Genomic DNA, 18,624 nt, shown 5'->3' with positions numbered 1-18,624 from the left:
GGATGATGACCGGGGGCCCGAACGGTCCCGGGGCCATGGGGAGACAGCCGGTCAGCGGCCGTCTCGGTGCGCGTGCGCTTCCGCGAGGAGGAGGTAGCTGCTGGCGGTCCAGGTGTAGGCGCGGTCGCGCAGGCCTGTTCCGGTGAGGGCGTCGAAGTTCTCGGCGAAGCCGTGGGTCTCGCACAGGGCGCGGAAGCGGGCGCTGATGTCGTCGGCCAGCCGGTGGTGCCCGGCGCGGCGCAGGCCGTCCTCGACGAGAACGGTGGCGGGGGCCCAGATCGGGCCGCGCCAGTAGCCGTCGGCGAGGTAGTGCGGCGACGTGGTCAGCTCGGTGGCCAGGCCGTGCGACGTCAGGTGGGCCTTGATGCGGTCGGCCAGCGCACTGACCACCTCGTCGGGCAGGTGCTCGCCCAGCACGACGGGCATCAGGTCGAGGAGGCTGGTGCTGCTCCAGGTGTCCCCGGTGCCGACTCCTCGGGCGACGAACCGGTCGCCGGTCCAGAGCTGGTCGAGCAGGGCCGTCTGCATCTCCTCGGCCGTACGCGTCCACCGGCTCGCCTCGTCGGAGAGGCCCAACTCCGTTGCCAGGCCGACGAGTTCACGCAGCTGGAGAACGAGGAAGGCGGCCAGGTCAGCGGTGACGACCACCCGTTCGGGGTCGAAGGTGGTGGCGTTGTCCCAGCCGCTGTCGTTGCCGTGCTGGTAGTAGGGCAGTTCGGCCCCGGGGGCACGCCTCGCCGTCAGCCAGAAGTCCGTCCAGCGCTCCAACCGATCATACGTCTCGGCCAGTTCCGCCCGGCTGGGAGGCGTCGGCAGCCGACGGCGCAGGTGGCCGAAGGCCCAGCCGTGGATGGGCGGCTTGACGAAGTTGTGCAGGACCTCGGAGTGGGTGACGGAGTCGGGCAGAGCACCGGCGGCGTCCTGGTGGTCGAAGGGCAGGTGGAACTGGTCCAGGGCCAGCTCCGGTGAACCTGGCGCCAGAGCAAGGGCGTTGAAGCAGTGGTCCCAGCTCCAGACCTTGTCCATCCAGTGCTTGGACATGAGGACCCCAGGCCGGGTGACCAGGCCGGTCGGCCGCACGGTCGCCGACCAGACGACGTAGGCGGCGAGTTCGGCGGCCGGGGTGGCGGCCGAGCGCCATGGGGCGACCGCGTCGACGAAGTCCGCGAACGCGCCCCGTGCGGACTCCACGATGTCGTCGAAGGCGGCCGAGGACGCGTACGGCGGTCGCGCGGTGTCGAGTTCCTCGACCGCGATCTCCCAGGTTCCGTCCGCCTCCGTCCTCGCGGCGACACCGCGGTCGGCGCTGCCCAGTGCCTGGGCTCCGGCAGCTTCGGCGAGTGTTCCGTTCAGCACGGTGACGCGGTACCGGCGTCCCGTCTCGTACGAGGTGAACACGTGCGCGTCCGCCGCCGGGTCGTGGAAGAAGTACGTCCCGCTGAACGGGGTCAGCGTGTGCGCGGCGGCGAAGACGCCGATGCCCAGCCCGTTTCCCCGCAGTCGTACGGTGTCCGGCGACTCGTAGGCGAGGTCGATGCGTCCGCTGTCGCCGATCCAGCTGAGCAGGTCCGGTGTCGCCTCGACACGGGTCTCGGCACGGTCGCCCGTCGCGTTGAGGGGGACCAGACGCAGGACGCCGTGCATGCCGTTCTGGTGCGAGACGAGGTGGAGGTCCTCGGCGTACGTCTTCTCCGCGATCACGGGGGATATGTCGAACCAGGATCCGTATGTGCTGAACGGGATGTCGTGGACGGAGAATGCCGGGCCGGGTCGGGCGGCGGTCATGTGGCGTGACTCGTTTCTGGAGCGGTAGACGGCGGCCGGTCGACGCGCGAGAGGGTCGGCCGGCGTGGCAAGGGTGGGCGGCTCAGTCCTTGACGGCGCCGGCGGTCACGCCTGCGGCGACATAGCGCTGGGCGAGGACGAGGATGACCGCGGCCGGCAGGGAGGCGACGACGGCGGTGGCCATGATGGCGTTCCACTGCTGGTTGTTGTTGCCGATGTAGTGGTAGATGCCGAGGGTGATCGGCTCGTGGGCACCGCCGTTGACGAGGGTGCCGGCGAAGACGAAGTCGGACCAGGACCACAGGAACGCGAACAGGGACACCGTGACGACGGCGTTGCGGCTGATCGGCAGGACGATGGACCAGAAGGTACGCAGCGGCCCGGCGCCGTCGGTCGTCGCGGCCTGGAGCAGTTCGCCGGGGATGCCGGACATGAACGCGGTGAAGATGAGGACGCCGAAGGGGACGGCGAGGGTGGAGTCGGCGACGATCAGGCCGGGTACGGACTGGAGCAGGCCGAGTTGGAGGTAGACGGCGTAGAAGCCCATCGCCATGATGATGCCGGGGATCATCTGGGCGGCCAGCAGGACGAAGTTGAGGATGCCGCCGCCGCATGGGCGCAGTGTGGCCAGTGCGTAGCCGGCGGGTGCGGACAGGGCGACGGTCAGGACGACGGTGCCCAGGCCGATGACGAGGCTGGTGCCGAGGTAGGGCAGCTGCTCGTCGAGGACGGTGCGGTAGCCGGCCAGGGTGCCGTGGATCGGCAGCAGGTCCGGCGGGCTCTTGCGCATGTCCTGGTCGCGGGTGAGGGAGACGTTGAGCATCCAGTAGACCGGGAAGAGCATGATCCCGGTCAGCACAACGCCGATCGTGGTCTTTCCCCACGTACGCCTGCGGCTTCGGCTCATCACAGCGACTGCTTTCTCTGTACCCGGACGTAGACCAGACCGAAGACCAGGGCGGCGACCACGAGCAGGTTCCCGACGGCCGCGCCCGGGCCGAAGGCGGGCAGGAGGTTGCCGAAGCCGAGCTGGTAGGACCAGGTGGCGAAGGTGGTGGACGAGTCCGCCGGGCCGCCCTTGGTCATGATCCAGATGATGTCGAAGACCTTGAGCGTGTAGATCAGCCCGAGCAGCAGGGTGATTGCGGAGACCGGGCGCAGCAGGGGGAAGGTGACGCGCCAGAAGCGCTGCCAGGCGTTCGCGCCGTCGATGGCGGCGGCCTCGTACAGGCTCGTGGGGATGGACTGCAGGCCGCTGTAGAGCACGACCAGGTTGAACGGGACGCCGATCCAGATGTTCGCGGTGATCACCGAGGTCAGCGCCCAGGAGGGTGAGGTCAGCCAGTTCACCGGCCCGATGCCGATGGCGTGCAGGGCGGCGTTGACGATGCCCGATTCGCTGTTGAGCATCCACGACCAGGTGGAGGCCGAGACGATCAGCGGCAGCAGCCACGGTACGAGGAACAGGGCGCGCAGAGTGGCCGACAGCCGGAAGTTCTGGTGGAAGAAGACCGCGAGGGCGAGCCCGATGGCGTACTGGAAGACCAGGCATACGGCGGTGAAGACCGCGGTGTGGAGCAAGGCGGGGGCGAAGGTCGGGTCGTCGAAGACCTTGCGGTAGTTCGCCAGGCCCGTGAAGGGCGCGTCGCCCTGGACGAAGGAGCGGACAGTGTAGTTGCGCAGGCTCAGGTCGAGGTTGCGGTAGAGCGGATAGGCATAGAAGAGGGTGAGATAAAGGGTCACCGGGGCGAGGAAGGCCCAGGCGGCCCACTGTGTGGAGGTGGGCCGGCGGCGTTTCGGGCCGGGGCCCGGGGGTGGGGCGACGGTGGCCGCCCCGTGCCGGACGCCCGCGGACCGGTGGTCCGGCGGATGTGTCGTCTGCTTCATCGCACTCACGTCACTTGGCGGCGGCCTGCGCCGAAGTGAGCGCGTCCTTCGGCGACTTGGACCCGCTGAGAGCGGACTGGACGGCCTTCCACATCTGCTCGGAGATCTTGGGGTACTTGGTTCCCAGGTCGTCACTGGTGCGGCCCTCGGCCGCCTTGACCGCGTCGACCCACGGCTTCAGATCGGCGTTCGCGGCCACCTGCTTGTCCTGGACCTCGCTGGTGGGGGCCACGTAGGACAGGGTGGTGTCGGTGTTGTAGAGGTTGTCGGTGCTGGTCAGGCAGGTGACCAGCTTCTGGGAGGTGGCGTAGCGGCCCGTGTCCTGCTGGACCGGGATGGTGACGAACTCGCCACCGGTCGGGGCCGCGGCGTTGCCGCCGTCGGTGCCGGGGATGGGCAGGACGCCGTAGTCGAAGCCGGCCTTCTTGGCGTTGGCGAGCTGCCAGGTGCCGTTCTCGCTGAACGCGTAGTCACCGCTGGCGAACTCCTGCCAGCTGGTGGTCTGGGTGTTGTTCTGCACCGAGTTCGGGGCGTAGCCGTTCTTCTGCCAGTCCTTCCACAGGGAGAGGGCGGACACGGCCTGGGATGAATCGAGCTGGGTGAGCTTCGCGCCCGCGCCCCAGAACCACGGCAGGAACTGGAAGCTGCCCTCCTCGGTGCCGATCGCCGAGAACGTGATGCCCTTCTTGCCCGCCTTCTTGACCTTCTCCAGCGCCGCCGTCAGCGACTTCCAGTCCTTGACCGAGGAGATGTCCACCCCGGCCTCCTTCAGCACCTTCTTGTTGTAGTAGAGGGCGAGGGTGTTGGCGCCGATGGGCGTGCCGTAGGTCTTGCCGCCCGACTGGCCGGCCGCGAGCAGGTTGGGGTCCACCTTCGAGGTGTCCAGCTTGTTGTCGTCGGTCGTGGTGAGCACGCCCGCCTCAGCGAGGGTCGACACCACCGGGTTGTCGACGATGAGGAGGTCCGGGGAGTTGCCCTGCTGGGCCGCCAGAAGCGTTTTGTTGCCCAGGTCGCTGGTGTCGAAGGCGGTCCGCTTGATCTTCACTCCGGCCTTGGTGCCGCACTGGTCCAGCAGCTTCACCCAGTCCGAGGTCTTGTCGAACTGCGGGTACGGGTCCCAGATGGTGTACGTGCCGCTGCCGGCACCCTTGGTGTCGGTGCTGCCCGAGCTGGAGGAGCAGGCGGTGGCCGTGACGGCCACGGCGAGCGCGGTGATGGCTGCGGCGGTCAGCCGGCGCTGTCTGGAGGAGCTGTTCATCGCGAGGGTTCCTTTGTCTCTGGGCATGCCGGTGCCGAGGGCATGGGGTGGTGAAGAGCAGTTCGGGCGTTCGGTGAAGTGAAGTCTGGAGAGCTGTGCGGGTGCGGTCAGGGCTCGGTCAGGGCTTGGTGGTGATCAGGGCGTGGTACCGGTCCCGGCGGGCCCGGTGCTGGCCCGCAGCGAAATCGGGGGCGCGAGGAGGTGGTGCCGGGGCGATGCTTCGGGGTGGTCCAGCCGCTCCACCAGCAGGTCGACGGCGCGTCGGCCCATCTCCGCCGCCGGTACGTCGGCGGCGGTGAGCTGCGGGGTCACCGTCTCCGCCCACCGGCTGGCGACGACCCCGGTGACGGAGAAGTCGCGCGGCACATGGCGGCCCGCCTGGGCGAGCCCTCGGTAGAGGCCGCCCAGCGCGGCCTCGTTCAGCGTGACGAGGGCCGTCGTGGCCGGGTCGTCGTGCAGGACCCGCTCCAGGCATTCCTGACCCGACGCGGCATCGTCCCCGCAGCAGTACGTCCGTACCGTCAGGCTGCGCTCGGCCGCGGCTTTGGTGAAGCCGTCCAGGCCGCGGTGCGCGGACTCGTATCCGGCCCGCAGCAGCTGCTCGGGGCGGTTGACGAAGGCGACCCTCGTGTGGCCGAGGTCCGCCAGGTGGTGCACGCAGGCCGCCGCGAGCCCGGTGTGGTCCAGGCCCACCCACCAGCCGCCCTCCGGGTGGGCGGTACGGCCGATGGCGACGGAGGGGAAGCCGAGGTCGGCGAGGTGGGCGACCCGGTCGTCCTCCAGCCTGATCTCCATCAGGATCGCGCCGTCGACCCGCCGCTCTCCCAGCAGCCGCTGGAACGAGTGGTCGCTGTCCACGCCGCTCGGTGAGAGCAGTACGTCGTAGTCGTAGGCCGCGGCGGCCTCCACCACACTGCCGATGAAGTCCAGCTGCATGCCGGTGTAGTGGTTGCCGGCCGGCGGGAAGACAAGGCCGATCGCGTTGGTCCGGCCGTTGGCGAGGGCACGGGCGCTGGCGTTCGGGCGGTAGCCCAGTTCGTCGATGACCTGCTGGATCTTCCGGCGCGTGTCGTCCGACACCGGTCGTTTGCCGCTCAGGGCGTAGGACACGGTGCTCCGCGAGACACCGGCCCGCCGGGCGATCTCACCGATGTTCACGGCGACTCCTTGGTCGAACCGGTTCGATGCCCCGTGCGGGACATCGCGTTCGATCGCGCGGATCCTGGGGTGAGGAAAGAACGTCCACCGGCTGTCGAACCGGTTCGCGTGAAGTGAAGTTAGGAACAAGCCAGGCGGCTGTCAATACGCGAAACGCCACTTGTTGTAACAGCCCGGAGATCTGGGTACTCCGTCCCGCCCGATCCCGTCAGGGGTATTGCTGCGAGATTTCGCCGATGATAATTTCCTGCGAACCGGTTCGACCAAGCGATCCTTCCGGCAGCCGCATTGAAAGCTCGGCCCTCACTCACTGGTAACGGCATGCAGACGAGCAACTGGCCGAGGCGGGCCTGTCGGACCCCGCTACTCAAGGATTGAGGGCGCGATCCATGCCATCCGCTGACAGTTCCACCCGGCACCGGGCCCCGGCCGCCGTGGCGCCGGCCCTCGGTGCGGGCCTGCCGGCCGCGCCGGTCCCGGAGCGGGCCGGGTCGTCCGTGACGTGCCGTAGCCGGTGAGCACTACCTCCTTGCGTAACGTCTCCCTGTCAATATCGGTCAGGAGTCAACGTTTGTCGGCCCGCTCAGTCAGGTTGAGTATCGGTTCGGCCGAAGTTGTCCGGCAGTGAACGAGTCATGCCGCTGTACCGGGATCGAGGGGACGGTTGTGCAGTGCCGTCCCAGGTGGAGGTCTGACTCGTGAGATCTATGACCGAAGTGTCCAGTCACAGACCTGTCGACCGTCGTTGCGGGATGTTTTCTGCTGTCACCGGGCTCCAGGGCGTGTCCCAATAGGGGCCTTGCCGAGTTCAGGCGCCATCACGGTTCAGACCGCCCATGCGGGCCGGTGCCATCCACCCAGCACGTCACCACGCGGGAGGCGAACCACCATGACGACCAGACAGCGCAGCACCTCCTCGAACACGGACCCGCCCGTGCGGAGAGAGGTCGTACTGGGCGTGGACACGCACGGCGAGATGCATGTCGCCGCCGTGACCTCCCCGCTGGGGAAGGTCCTGGGTAACGAGTCGTTTCCGGCCACGGCGGCCGGCTATCGGCAGCTGCTCGTGTGCGCCCGCAAGCGGGGGACGGTGCGCGGGCGGTGCGGCCCCCGCATGATGGCCGGGGCCGGTATCGAGCCGACCGTCACCAAGGTGCGCTCGGGCGAGGCGGAGCTGAGCCGGATCACCGGCGCCAGGACTCCCTCCGGGGCTCCGCTCGACGGCGGGCCCGCCGTCCCCCGACCCAAGAACAGCAACGCTCCCTTCCGTGGCCTCGGCACGAGCAAGGGCACCTCCCGCGGCGCCGGCGGCACGTCCCGAAAGGCCGGCGAGGCCCGCAAGCTCGCCGAGGCCCGCAAGGCCGCCCTCGTGCGTCGCAACGGCTGAGAGCCGTTGCCCCGGCGGCGAATCTCCCGGCCACGGGATCGGCAACCTCGGCCCGGCCCGAAGCCGTCATGTGCGCCTCACCTACGAAGTCAACGCCTTTGGCTGCGAGAGGGGTACCCGCCGAAACGGAGCAGAATGATGTTGCGGGCGCCTCGCACTGCGCCCGGCATGACAAGCTGTGCTTGCCCACCCCCGAACCCAGGAGGTCACCATGACCGCAGAGCCCGTATCTACGGAAGGTTCGGAGCCGGCCGCCCCGGAGACGTCCCCTCTGGAGCCGGACAGCGACGGCAACTACGACCTCAAGCGCAAGTTCCGCGAAGCCCTGGCGCGCAAGCGCGGTGCGCAGGCGGATGCCGCTGATGTTGCCGCCAAGTCCGATGCGTCGAAGGTGCGTTCGGCGCACGGCCCGGCTGCGAGCCAGCGGTCGTTCCGGCGCAAGAGCGGCGGCTGAGTCGATGAGTCCCGCGATCTAACCGCTTCACCGGCACTCGCGCTGTCCACTCGCGCGTCCCGTGCAGTGGCCCGCGACGTGCGCATGCGCGTGCGCGCGTCGCGGGCGGGGCGTAGCCGGCGGACTCGCCTGGGGGAATGGCCCAGATGCGGTTGGTTCGGGTCGGTGGCGCCGCCGAACTGGAATTCCGGGATGAGGGCACTGCCTTGTCCGAGTACGCGGCCGGTGTTGCGCGCCTTGCGTGCCCCCGTATCGCTGTGAAAAACGACTGCGGCTGTCGTCAGTTCCTCGCCGTCCGGGCCTGAGGCTCGTACGGCGTGCCGCAGCACCGTCTCTCCCACGAAGGCATGGCTGAAGACCAGCTGCACCGTCGAGGGTCAGGTACTGATCCGTCAGCCGCCATTTCCCCGTTATCACGGCGTTGCCGCTTACGCTGGGCGCGCCCCAAAACTTCCCGAAACGTTGCGCTCCGGCTGGGTCAAAATCTGTGCCCGCGAGCTGAGGTTTCAACGGGACAGGCAGACAGATTCTCTACTGCATTAAGTGGGGTGGGATACTTCACCGTACACAGGCCGCTTCGGCGTGCTACTGTCGATCTCAGTTGCAGTTGTGGTTCCCAAAACTTCAAGTGCCCTCCGGTCGGCGCCTGTGCCGCTGGAAGCACTTTTGTTATCCGTCTTTTTCCGGGCGGGGTGATCATCGCGGCGACACAGGGTCCGCACAGTGCGGATCCCGATGCACTGCCCCAAAGGAGAAATGACATGGCTTCTGGTACTGTCAAGTGGTTCAACGCGGAAAAGGGCTTCGGCTTCATCGAGCAGGACGGTGGCGGCGCTGATGTGTTCGCCCACTACTCGAACATTGCCGCCCAGGGCTTCCGTGAGCTGATCGAGGGCCAGAAGGTGACCTTCGACATCGCGCAGGGCCAGAAGGGCCCGACGGCCGAGAACATCGTTCTCGCCTAACGCTGACTGTCGCGTACTTGTAGCTGGGGCCCGCGTCCTTCGGGGTGCGGGTCCCAGCTACTCGCATTTTCCCGCAGTGGTTTCACCTGCGGACGACAACCAGGAAACCCGTAGGCTCAGCGCATACGGAGCATCCTTCAGGGGTGTACGCACCCTTCATAGCTTCATAGCTTCATAGCGGCGGACGCCCGAACATTGCGTCCGCTTCGCGCCACTCATTCCAGCGCCTGTGCCCGCACGGATTTTCCGTCGGTCAGATTCGCTTTCGCATTCCACCGGTCCATTCTTGCAATTCTCTGTGCTGCTGATCGCTGCGGGAATTCCTTGATATGTGCCGCATCGAGGAAGGTTCCGCATGAACCGCACACGCACGAACGACCGCTTCACCCGCACCCGTAACGGCAGTACGGACTCCGGCAGGGGCGGCAGCCGATTCGGTTCGTCGGCCAGGAGCCGCTCCGGCGGGCCGAGCCGTTCCGGTGGTTATGGCCGCCGGCCCGCCGCGGTCCAGGGGGAGTTCGCGCTGCCCAAGACGATCACTCCCGCGCTTCCCGCCGTGGAGGGCTTCGCCGATCTCGACATGCCCGGAGCGCTGCTGGGCGCGCTCAGCTCGCAAGGCGTGACCGTACCCTTCCCGATCCAGGCTGCGACCCTGCCGAACTCCCTCGCCGGCCGGGACGTACTGGGCCGTGGCCGCACCGGCTCCGGCAAGACCCTCGCCTTCGGGCTGGCGCTGCTGGCCCGTACGGCCGGGCAGCGCGCCGACGCCAGGCAGCCGCTGGGGCTGATCCTCGTACCCACCCGTGAGCTGGCGCAGCAGGTCACCGACGCGCTCGCCCCGTACGCCCGCTCCGTGAGGCTGCGGCTGGCCACGGTGGTGGGCGGAATGCCGATCGGTCGGCAGGCGAGCGCGCTGCGCGCCGGCGCCGAGATCGTCGTCGCCACGCCGGGACGCCTCAAAGACCTCATCGACCGTGGCGACTGCCAACTGAACCAGGTTTCCATCACCGTCCTCGACGAGGCCGATCAGATGGCCGACATGGGCTTCATGCCGCAGGTCACCGCCCTCCTCGACCAGGTCCGCCCTGAAGGCCAGCGCATGCTGTTCTCCGCCACTCTCGACCGCAACGTCGACCTGCTCGTGCGCCGCTACCTCAGCGACCCCGTCGTGCACTCCGTCGACCCCTCGGCCGGTGCGGTCACGACGATGGAGCACCACGTGCTCCATATTCACGGCGCCGACAAGCACACGGCCACCACCCAGATCGCCGCACGCGACGGCCGCGTGATCATGTTCCTCGACACCAAGCACGCCGTCGACGGCCTCACCGAGCACCTCCTGAACAGCGGGGTGCGGGCCGCCGCCCTGCACGGCGGGAAGTCGCAGCCGCAGCGCACCCGCACGCTGGCACAGTTCAAGAGCGGGCACGTCAACGTGCTGGTGGCGACCAATGTCGCGGCGCGCGGCATCCACGTCGACAACCTCGACCTCGTCGTCAACGTCGACCCGCCGACCGACCACAAGGACTACCTCCACCGCGGCGGCCGTACCGCCCGCGCAGGAGAGTCCGGCAGCGTCGTCACCCTGGTCACCCCCAACCAGCGCCGCGGCATGACCCGCCTCATGGCAGCGGCCGGCATCGTCCCGCAGACCACCCAGGTCCGCGTCGGCGAAGAGGCCCTGCACCGCATCACCGGCGCCCAGGCCCCCTCCGGCATCCCGGTCGTCATCACCGCACCGGTGGTCGAACGCCCCAAGAAGCGCGGCGCCACCTCACGCGGTCGGCGCCGCCCCGTCCCGGCGGCCCGCCGCGCGCCCGTACGGCAGTCCACCGCGGGTGCGGCTGCATAGAACCTTCGTGTCAGGAAGCCCGCCCAACTTCGCAGGAGGCACCCTTTGACGCTGGACCAGACGCAGTTCCGCTCAACACGTACCAACGCCGTGCAGACGGAGGCCGATCCCGCGGACGCGGCCGGACCGCAGGTCTGGGAGGCCATGACCGTGGAGGTGGCACTGTCCGTGATGGCCGCTGCCCGTACAGGTCACCTGGTCGTCTGCGACGAGGACGGTATGTGCACCGGCCTGGTCACCCGGGCCGGGCTCACGGCCGTTCGTGACGGCTCCGGATACACGGACCGGATCCGCCTGCGTGACATCGCCGACGTCATCGGGCCCTTCGCCCCACCGCTGGCCACGAGGGCCGAAGCCGAGCGTGCGCTGCGCTGCCGCCGGCTCGGGGCCCCGCCCGTGGTCGACGGACACGGCAACGCTCTGGGCGTCCTCGCCCCCTCTCGCTGAACCGCCGTCGTCCCTCCCCGGCCCCGTCTTCTCTTCTCCCTGGAGTCACCATGCGCTGTGTCATCGCCCGCTTCCCGTTCGACCTGACCAAGAGCGGCGTGGTGGAATCGATGAAGGGCGTCACACCTGAGCTGGTCACCGGTGAGTTCGTCATCATCGGACGACGCCACTACCCCGCCAAGCAGGTCGGCCAGGTCATCACCCGCCAGGACCGCCGTGATTTCAGCACCGGCGAAGTCCTCAGGGCCATGACCCGACTCGGCTTCACCTGCCGCACCCGCCCTACCGCCGCAACCGCGCCCCTGGCCGACCCGTCCGGGCCGGCTTCCGCAACGCTCGGCGCTGCCCCTGTCCGCCTCACGTACGGACAGGCGTGAGCCGAACCGAACCGTGAGGCCCCATCGGCGTGGGCGAATTCCAGGCGGTGAGTTGATCAAGCCGCGAGCGGTTTGGACAGACGCTCGGCTGGGGTCTCCCAGTCGAGCGTTTTGCGTGGGCGGCTGTTGAGTTCGGTGGCGGCAGCGTCCAGGTCCTTGGAGCGTGTGGCGATTCTGGAGCCTGCGGACAAGGGCGCCTGACCTCGGGTTCGTGAGCCAGGCGCTTGTAACAATCAGGCGGCGACGAGCTCCTGCTCACGGTCCGGCGTCTTGACCTCGGGCTTCTTGTTCGGCAGCGAGAGCCGGAAGACCTTGCGCCACGCGGAGAACACCTGCCTGGGCAGCGGTCCGGTGACGTACTCCAGCTCGTACTTCTCGAACAGCGCGCGCACCTTCACCGCGACCTCGGCGTACCGGTTGCTCGGCAGGTCCGGGAACAGGTGGTGCTCGATCTGGTGCGACAGGTTGCCGGTCATGAAGTGCATGGCCCTGCTGCCGCTGATGTTCGCCGAGCCCATCATCTGGCGCAGGTACCACTGGCCGCGCGTCTCGCCCTTGATCGACCGGCGCTCGAAGACCTGCACGCCCTCGGGGAAGTGCCCGCACATGATCACCGAGTGGGACCAGATGTTGCGGACCAGGTTCGCGGTGAACGTGGCGGCGAGCGTGGGGAGGAACGACGGACCCGACAGCAGCGGGTGGATCACGTAGTCCTTGAGCACCTGCTTGCGGATCTTGCGGCCCACGGCCTTGGCCCGCGCGCGGAACTCGGGGTTCTTGCGGCGGCGCTTGTTCAGGTTCTTGCCGAGCTCCAGGTCGTACGCCGCGATGCCGTACTCGAAGAAGCAGGCGTTGATGAAGTTCCACAGCGGCTGGCCGAGGTGGAACGGGTGCCACTTCTGGTCCTCGTCGACGCGCATGATGCCGTAGCCGAGGTCGTTGTCCTTGCCGATCACGTTGGTGTAGGTGTGGTGCAGCTCGTTGTGCGAGTGCTTCCACTGGTCGGCCGGCGAGACGTGATCCCACTCCCAGGTCGTGGAGTGGATCTTCGGGTCCCGCATCCAGTCCCACTGGCCGTGCAGGATGTTGTGGCCGATCTCCATATTGTCCATGATCTTCGCCACGGACAGACCGGCGGTGCCGAGCAGCCACGCCGGCGGGAACATCGAGAACAGCAGCACGCCCCTGCTGACCAGCTCGAGCTTGCGCTGCGCCGAGATGACCCTACGGATGTAGGCGGCGTCCTTCTCGCCGCGTCCGGCGATCACCTCGTCACGGATCGCGTCCAGCTCGCGGCCGAGCTCCTCGATCTGCTCGGCCGTCAGATGGGCGGTGGGGTCGATGGCGGTCAAGGTGCTCCTACCGGTCGATGTCGCAAGGGCCCGCCGCGGCGGACACACAGGTCTGGATGAGGACGCCCGGCTCGGCCTCGGTGATCTCGCCGGTACGCAGGTCTCGGACGGCGCCCGCCTTGAGCGGCGTGACGCAGCCGAAGCAGATGCCCATGCGGCACCCGGACGGCATGAGTACGCCGGCCTCCTCGCCGATGTCCAGCAACGGCGTGGCGCCGTCCGCGTCGACGGTCTTGCCGGTGGCGCTGAACGTGACCTCGCCACCGTCGCATCCGTCGCCGGCGACGACGATGCCGGGGCGGAAGCGTTCGGTGTGCAGGCGCTCTTGGACGCCGTGCCCGCTCCAGTGCTCTTCGGCGGCGTCGAGCAGGCCCGTGGGCCCGCAAGCCCAGGTCTCGCGCTCGGCCCAGTCGGGCACGAGTTCGTCGAGACGGGCGATGTCGAGTATGCCGTCTGTGGCGGTGTGCACCTCGATGAGTCGCAGCTTCTTGTCCGCGACCAGATCGTGCAGTTCGTTGCGGAAGATCACGTCCTGCGGCCGTGGCGCGCAGTGGACCATGACGACGTCGTCGAACTCGATGTCGCGCAGCATGCCCATCACGGGTGTGATGCCGCTGCCGGCCGTCAGGTAGAGCACCTTGGCGGGCTTGGCCTGCGGCAGCACGAAGTCACCCGCCGCCTGGTCGAGCTGGATCAGGGTGCCCGGTTTCGCCCTGCGGACCAGGTGGTTGCTGACCTTGCCGTCCGGGATCGCCTTCACGGTGATCGTGACGCGGCCGTCCTGGCGGTTCGTCGGCGAGGTGATGGAGTAGGCACGCCACAGGCGCACCCCGTCGACGTCGACCCCGATCCGCACGTACTGACCGGCCGTGTGGCCGCGCCAGCCCCGACCCGGTCTGATCACGATGGTCGCGGCGTCATCCGTCTCGGGGTGCACGGCCTCGATGCGCCCCCGCAGGTCAGCGCCCGCGCGCAGTGGACTGACCAGGTCGAGGTAGTCCGACGGCAGCAGCGGCGTCGTGACCATCTCCAGCAGTTTCCACGCCCTGCTGCGGAGGGTTGCACTCGTCATGACTCCAGCTTGCTGCGTCTCAGGGCGTAAAGTCCTGACCGCAGGACGTGAATCTGGTCGGTTGAATTGTTCGCAGGGAACAAGGACGTGAGCCATGCAATCCGGAGGGCCAGCGAACTGGCCCTGGACGAGACGACGGTCACCGCACTTCGGGCCGCGCTGAAGACCACCGCCGACGAGGTCGTCCAGGCGATCATCGACGAGGTCCCTTCCTACGCCAACGCCCTTTCGGGCAGCATGGGCGGCACCATCCGCCGAGCCGTCCGCACCGCGCTGGGGCACTACCTGGACCTCGCGAGCGGAAACGCCACGGGCGGCGACGGCGGTGACGCGGCCTACGAGCTGGGCCGCGGCGAGGTGCGCGACGGCCGTTCGATGGACGCCCTGCTCAGCGCCTACCGCGTCGGCGCCCGCGTGGCCTGGCGATGCCTGGCAGCGGGCGCCGTGTCCGCAGGTCTGCCCGCCGCCGAGGTCGCCAAGTTCGCCGAGCTGACCTTCGCCTACATCGACGAGCTCTCCGCCGCGAGCGCCGCGGGCCACGCCGACGAACTGGCCGCCCGGGGCAGGGCCCACGAACGCCACCTGGAACACCTGGCCCGCGACCTCCTCGCCGGCGCGAGCCCGGACGTGCTGCTGGCCTCTGCTCAACGGGCCGGATGGCAGCCTCCGGTTACGCTGACGGCGGTCCTGCTGCCCGCCGCCCAGGCCCGGCCTGCCTACCGCGCGCTCGACCCGAGCACCCTCGTCCTCGAGGATCTGCCGGACGCCACCGGTGTGCTGCTCGTCCCCGATGCCGACCGATCACATCTTTTGCGGCAGCTGACCGACCGCACCGCCGTGGTCGGCCCGGCCCGGCCATGGACTCGTGCGTCCGCCTCGTACGCACGAGCCGTACGCGCGCGCTCCCTCTCCTCCGATATCCGCGACACCGAGGAGCACCTGCCCGAGCTGGTGCTGAGCGCCGACGTGGACGCGTTCGCAGACCTGCGTGTCCGAGCCCTCGCACCGTTGCGGACCTTGCCTGTCGCGACCGCACGGCGGCTGGAGGAGACGTTGCGGGCGTGGCTGCTGCACCAGGGCAGGCGGGACGAGGTGGCGGCGGCGTTGTTCGTCCATCCCCAGACCGTCCGGTACCGGATGTCGCAGCTGCGGGAGCTGTTTCCGGATCTCGCATCGCCACACCGGGTCCTTGAACTGACGCTGGCGGTCGGTCTTCGGGTCAGTTGACGCGTCCTTCGACCGTCCACGAACTCCCGGCGGATCCCGGCATCGTGCTCGGTGTCTACCTGGACGTCCGCGCAGCCGGGATGGTTCGGGTGAGCGACGCGATCAAGGTGCAGCAGGTCGGCTGACAGGGAGCGTTCCACCACGAGTCGCCGACCTGCCGATCCGTCAGGCCCGCGTCTCGCACGACCAGCCACACCCGCTGAAGCGACCGGGGACATCGGGTGGATCCCGGCCGTCCTCGGCCGCGGCACCAATCACCTGCCGGTCGGCTACGACCGACGCCTCTGACACCGGACTGTGGCTGACCGGGTTCGGGCGCACCGCCCGCCCGGCCCCAGTGGCTGACCAGCCTCACTACACCATGGGGGACAACCCCGAGCGGCTGAACACCGAGGCGTCCTCTGCTGCCCTTTGCGGAGTCAGCCCCGTCGAGTACTCCTCTGGCCGGCGGAGCACGCGCCGGCTCAACCACGGCGGCGACCGGCCCGACGTGAGATCATCCGATGCCTCAAGCGATATGCCGCCCGAGAGGTCTTCAACCTGGTCAGGACGGCATCTACCGATCCCGCGTTATAGGGGCGTCTGTGAGAGGGCGAAGCAGTGAAGCCCTTCCGGGAACCATCCCCCGACGGGGCTTCTGCTCGGAGCCATGAGACGAAGCCCCGCCGGAGCGCTCCGGCGGGGCTTCGCCGTGATCTCGACTGTGCTTGCGCGCATGACCGCGTTCGGCTCCGCACACAGTGCGCGCTCCTGCGATGCTCGCGGGACGCTGGATTTGCGATTGCGCCCATCTGGGAGGGGAGCCGTAAGACGACGCAGCCGCGCCGGGAAGCCGACGGGGCTGTTCCAGCCGCTGGGTCTCACCGGATCACTTCAGCCGGGCACCGGGAAAAGGCGCTGGAGTACGGCAAGGGCATCTGGATGCGTTACAGCTGCCGACTCATGCAAGCGGTTCGACGGGATTGCCTCCTGGTTCAGACAGGGCGGCGAGATCATCTACCGTCGGCGCCGGTGCGTCATGCTCGGGCGCTGCTGATACGGGCTCGTCGCAGTGGCGCTCCTGCTCGGTGGAGACTGGCGAGCGCTTGCCGATAGGAAGCGATCAGTCCGGTTTCCAGGTAGTCGACTCCCAAGTCCTGGCAGTAGCGGCGGACGATGGGCCGGGCCCTGCGCAGGTGCGGGCTGGGCATGCTGGGGAACAGGTGGTGTTCGATCTGGTGGTTCAGGCCGCCCAGGGCGAGGTCGGTGAACCAACTGCCGCGTACGTTGCGTGCGGTGAGGACCTGGCGGCGCAGGAAGTCGGGGCGGTCCTTGCCGGTCAGGATCGGCATGCCCTTGTGGTTGGGGGCGAACAGACAACCGAGGTACAGGCCGAACAGGCACTGGTGGACGGCCAGGAACGCGATCGCCATGCCGGGCGGGAGGACGATGAACACTGCGGTCAGGTAGGCGGCGGTGTGCCCGTAGAGCAGCGTGCCGTCCAGGGCGCGGTTCTTCAGGGCGCGGTTGCCCAGTGCTCGCGCGCTGGAGACATGAAGGTTGACCCCTTCGAGCAGGAGCAGGGGAAAGAAGAGGAACGCCTGCCGACGGCCGATGATCCTCGGCAGTCCGGTCGCGGCGCGGGCCTGGTCCTGGGACCACACCAGCAGGTCCGGGGCGATGTCGGGGTCGAGGTCCTCGTGGTTGGGGTTGGCGTGGTGGCGGGTGTGTTTGTCCTGCCACCATCCGTAGCCCATCCCGATCGCGGCCCCGGCGATGCGGCCGGCCGTCTCGCTGGGCCGGCGCCGGCGGAAGACCTGGCGGTGCGCGACGTCGTGGGCGAGCAGAGCCACCTGCCCGAACATCACGGCGAGGAACGCGGCGAGCGCCAGGGTCCACCACCCGGCGCCGATGACGACGAACGCGCTCCAGCCCCCGGCGTAGGCGACGGCCACGACGATGGACCGGACGGTGTAATAGCCGGGGCGCCGGTTCATCAGGCCGGCCTCGGCGATCTTCTTCGACAGGCGGGCGAAATCACTGCCACCTGCGGGGGGAGGCGGGCGACGGCGCGGGGTATGCGTGGTCATGGTCTCGGAGTGTCCTTCCCGGCTGACGGGCCGCATCCGGTCGTGCGGTGTAGGCCGGATGCGATGCGGCAGCCGGGTACCCACATCCCTGCCTTCGGACCGGCACCCGATGCTCGTCGGTCGGAGCTCCGGATGTCGCGGGCTTTGACGTAAGGCCCCCACGGAGGGTGGCTGCTGTCGATGAACCTGCCGCGCTGGCAATCGGGGCGAAGCGGCATGACAGGGGTATAAGACACTAGCCTCGGGCCATGGTGACGCGTACCCGGCTGTATCACGACGGCACTCTGGTCCTGGAGGGCTTTCCCGCCAGTGACGTCTCTGCGCATCTCGCTGATCCGGCGTCGGTCCTGTGGCTGGACCTGCACCGGCCCGGAGCCGCTGAACTCACCATGCTCGGTCAGGAGTTCGGCATCCACGAACTGGCTCTGGAGGACGCCGCTCACCATGGACAGCGGCCGAAACTCGACCGCTATCGCACCCACGAGTTTCTCAGCGCCTACGCCGTGACCGTCAGCCCGGACGGTGCGCAACTGACGTACAGCGAGATCGCCGTATTTCTCACCAGCCAGGCCATGATCACCGTCCGCAAGGACGACGGTCTCGACATCGAGGACGTCGTCGCCCGCTGGGACGAGAGCCCGGACCTGGCCGGCCACGGCGTCGGATTCCTGCTGCACGGTCTGCTCGACCATCTCGTGGACGGCCACTTCGCCGCGGTCCAGCAGTTGGACGACAGCATCGAGGAACTGGAGGGTCTGCTCTTCGCGGCCGGGCGCCGTGAGATCGAAGCCGTGCAGCGCCGGGTTTTCGCACTACGCAAGTCGCTCGTCCAGCTGCGCCGCGTCGTGCTCCCGATGCGTGAGGTGGTCAACACCCTCATGCGCCCCGGCCTGCACCTGATCAACGACCCTCTCGCCCCGTACTACCAGGACGTCTACGACCACGTGCTGCGTGCCACCGAGTGGACGGAGTCACTGCGGGACCTGGTGGCCTCGGTCATGGAGACGAACCTCTCGGTCCAGGCCAATCGCATGAACCTGATCATGAAGAAGGTGACGAGCTGGGCCGCGATCATCGCCGTACCCACCGCGATCACCGGCTACTACGGCCAGAACCTCCCCTATCCCGGTTTCGGCCGTGAGTCGGGATTCGTCACCTCCGCCGCCGTCATCGTGCTCCTGTCCGCATTGCTGTATCTGACGTTCAAGCGCAAGGACTGGCTCTGACCGGCATCGGCACCGGCGACCAGGTCCCGATGGCAGGAAACTGCCTGGTCATCCCGGGCTTTTCGGACCGGTGAGCGGAGTAGTGTTGAAGACACCGGGAGTTCTTCG

Annotated in this window: 16 protein-coding genes and 2 pseudogenes; 10 read left to right on the top strand and 8 right to left on the bottom strand. The window is 68.5% G+C overall.

The window, feature by feature from the left end:
• Positions 1-51: 51 nt before the first annotated feature.
• The 5 genes from IEZ20_RS31025 to IEZ20_RS31005 all read right to left on the bottom strand — a co-directional run bounded on the left by IEZ20_RS31025 (position 52) and on the right by IEZ20_RS31005 (position 6,088).
• Positions 52-1,785 carry an amylo-alpha-1,6-glucosidase gene (locus tag IEZ20_RS31025; RefSeq protein WP_189304803.1) on the bottom strand — a complete coding sequence of 578 codons (1,734 nt, stop codon included), beginning with the start codon at positions 1,783-1,785 and terminating at the stop codon, positions 52-54.
• 82 nt (positions 1,786-1,867) lie between these two features.
• Positions 1,868-2,692 (bottom strand): carbohydrate ABC transporter permease, encoded by an 825-nt coding sequence (locus tag IEZ20_RS31020; protein WP_189304801.1) that lies wholly within the window; start codon positions 2,690-2,692, stop codon positions 1,868-1,870.
• Positions 2,692-3,672: a carbohydrate ABC transporter permease gene (locus IEZ20_RS31015; protein WP_189304799.1), complete on the bottom strand. Its 981-nt coding sequence runs from the start codon at positions 3,670-3,672 to the stop codon at positions 2,692-2,694. The genes IEZ20_RS31020 and IEZ20_RS31015 overlap by 1 nt, the downstream gene beginning before the upstream one ends.
• 10 nt (positions 3,673-3,682) lie before the next feature.
• Positions 3,683-4,930: a sugar ABC transporter substrate-binding protein gene (locus IEZ20_RS31010; RefSeq protein WP_189304797.1), complete on the bottom strand. Its 1,248-nt coding sequence runs from the start codon at positions 4,928-4,930 to the stop codon at positions 3,683-3,685.
• A gap of 135 nt (positions 4,931-5,065) precedes the next feature.
• Positions 5,066-6,088 carry a LacI family DNA-binding transcriptional regulator gene (locus tag IEZ20_RS31005; protein WP_189304795.1) on the bottom strand — a complete coding sequence of 341 codons (1,023 nt, stop codon included), beginning with the start codon at positions 6,086-6,088 and terminating at the stop codon, positions 5,066-5,068.
• Between the two features lie 1,111 nt (positions 6,089-7,199).
• On the opposite strand from IEZ20_RS31005, the pseudogene IEZ20_RS31000 reads away from it, so the two are divergent.
• From IEZ20_RS31000 to IEZ20_RS30975, 6 genes and pseudogenes are all read left to right on the top strand, one after another.
• Positions 7,200-7,475, top strand: a pseudogene (locus tag IEZ20_RS31000) (DEAD/DEAH box helicase); the annotation flags it as partial.
• 211 nt (positions 7,476-7,686) lie between these two features.
• Entirely contained in the window at positions 7,687-7,929 is a 243-nt protein-coding gene (locus IEZ20_RS30995; RefSeq protein ID WP_053663526.1) for a DUF5302 domain-containing protein, read from the top strand.
• 761 nt (positions 7,930-8,690) lie between these two features.
• Positions 8,691-8,894 (top strand): cold-shock protein, encoded by a 204-nt coding sequence (locus tag IEZ20_RS30990; RefSeq protein ID WP_043505040.1) that lies wholly within the window; start codon positions 8,691-8,693, stop codon positions 8,892-8,894.
• A 355-nt stretch (positions 8,895-9,249) separates the two neighbouring features.
• Positions 9,250-10,746 carry a DEAD/DEAH box helicase gene (locus IEZ20_RS30985; RefSeq protein WP_189304792.1) on the top strand — a complete coding sequence of 499 codons (1,497 nt, stop codon included), beginning with the start codon at positions 9,250-9,252 and terminating at the stop codon, positions 10,744-10,746.
• A gap of 45 nt (positions 10,747-10,791) precedes the next feature.
• Positions 10,792-11,193: a CBS domain-containing protein gene (locus tag IEZ20_RS30980; protein ID WP_189304791.1), complete on the top strand. Its 402-nt coding sequence runs from the start codon at positions 10,792-10,794 to the stop codon at positions 11,191-11,193.
• A gap of 50 nt (positions 11,194-11,243) precedes the next feature.
• Complete coding sequence (locus IEZ20_RS30975; protein WP_189304789.1) at positions 11,244-11,570, top strand: SCO5918 family protein; 327 nt, start codon at positions 11,244-11,246, stop codon at positions 11,568-11,570.
• Between the two features lie 233 nt (positions 11,571-11,803).
• On the opposite strand, the gene IEZ20_RS30970 is transcribed toward IEZ20_RS30975, so the two are convergent.
• Together IEZ20_RS30970 and IEZ20_RS30965 are read right to left on the bottom strand one after the other, a co-directional pair.
• Positions 11,804-12,922, bottom strand: a complete 1,119-nt coding sequence (locus IEZ20_RS30970; protein ID WP_189304787.1) for a fatty acid desaturase family protein — start codon at positions 12,920-12,922, stop codon at positions 11,804-11,806.
• 7 nt (positions 12,923-12,929) lie between these two features.
• Complete coding sequence (locus tag IEZ20_RS30965; protein WP_189304785.1) at positions 12,930-13,994, bottom strand: ferredoxin reductase; 1,065 nt, start codon at positions 13,992-13,994, stop codon at positions 12,930-12,932.
• An 87-nt stretch (positions 13,995-14,081) separates the two neighbouring features.
• Here IEZ20_RS30965 and IEZ20_RS30960 point away from each other — a divergent pair, with 87 nt between their 5' ends.
• The 3 genes and pseudogenes from IEZ20_RS30960 to IEZ20_RS30955 form a co-directional block, all read left to right on the top strand.
• A complete protein-coding gene (locus IEZ20_RS30960) occupies positions 14,082-15,221 on the top strand; it encodes a PucR family transcriptional regulator (protein ID WP_189304783.1) in 1,140 nt (379 codons plus the stop codon).
• Positions 15,218-15,346, top strand: coding sequence for a hypothetical protein (locus IEZ20_RS40495; protein ID WP_268253087.1), 129 nt, complete (start codon positions 15,218-15,220; stop codon positions 15,344-15,346). The genes IEZ20_RS30960 and IEZ20_RS40495 overlap by 4 nt, the downstream gene beginning before the upstream one ends.
• Positions 15,347-15,579: 233 nt before the next feature.
• Positions 15,580-15,797: pseudogene (locus IEZ20_RS30955) on the top strand (transposase); the annotation flags it as partial.
• A gap of 440 nt (positions 15,798-16,237) precedes the next feature.
• Here the strand turns inward: IEZ20_RS30955 and IEZ20_RS30950 are convergent.
• On the bottom strand, positions 16,238-17,290 hold the full coding sequence (locus tag IEZ20_RS30950) for a fatty acid desaturase family protein (RefSeq protein WP_189304781.1): 1,053 nt from the start codon (positions 17,288-17,290) through the stop codon (positions 16,238-16,240).
• 248 nt (positions 17,291-17,538) lie between these two features.
• On the opposite strand from IEZ20_RS30950, the gene IEZ20_RS30945 reads away from it, so the two are divergent.
• Complete coding sequence (locus tag IEZ20_RS30945; protein ID WP_189304779.1) at positions 17,539-18,516, top strand: magnesium transporter CorA family protein; 978 nt, start codon at positions 17,539-17,541, stop codon at positions 18,514-18,516.
• Positions 18,517-18,624: the final 108 nt, after the last annotated feature.

Origin of the sequence: Streptomyces cinerochromogenes, from assembly GCF_014648635.1 — a bacterium.
In the GTDB taxonomy this organism is placed as follows: Bacteria; Actinomycetota; Actinomycetes; order Streptomycetales; family Streptomycetaceae; genus Streptomyces; species Streptomyces cinerochromogenes.
Note: the sequence above shows the minus strand (reverse complement) of the source record. Positions and strands in the feature narration are given on the sequence as shown.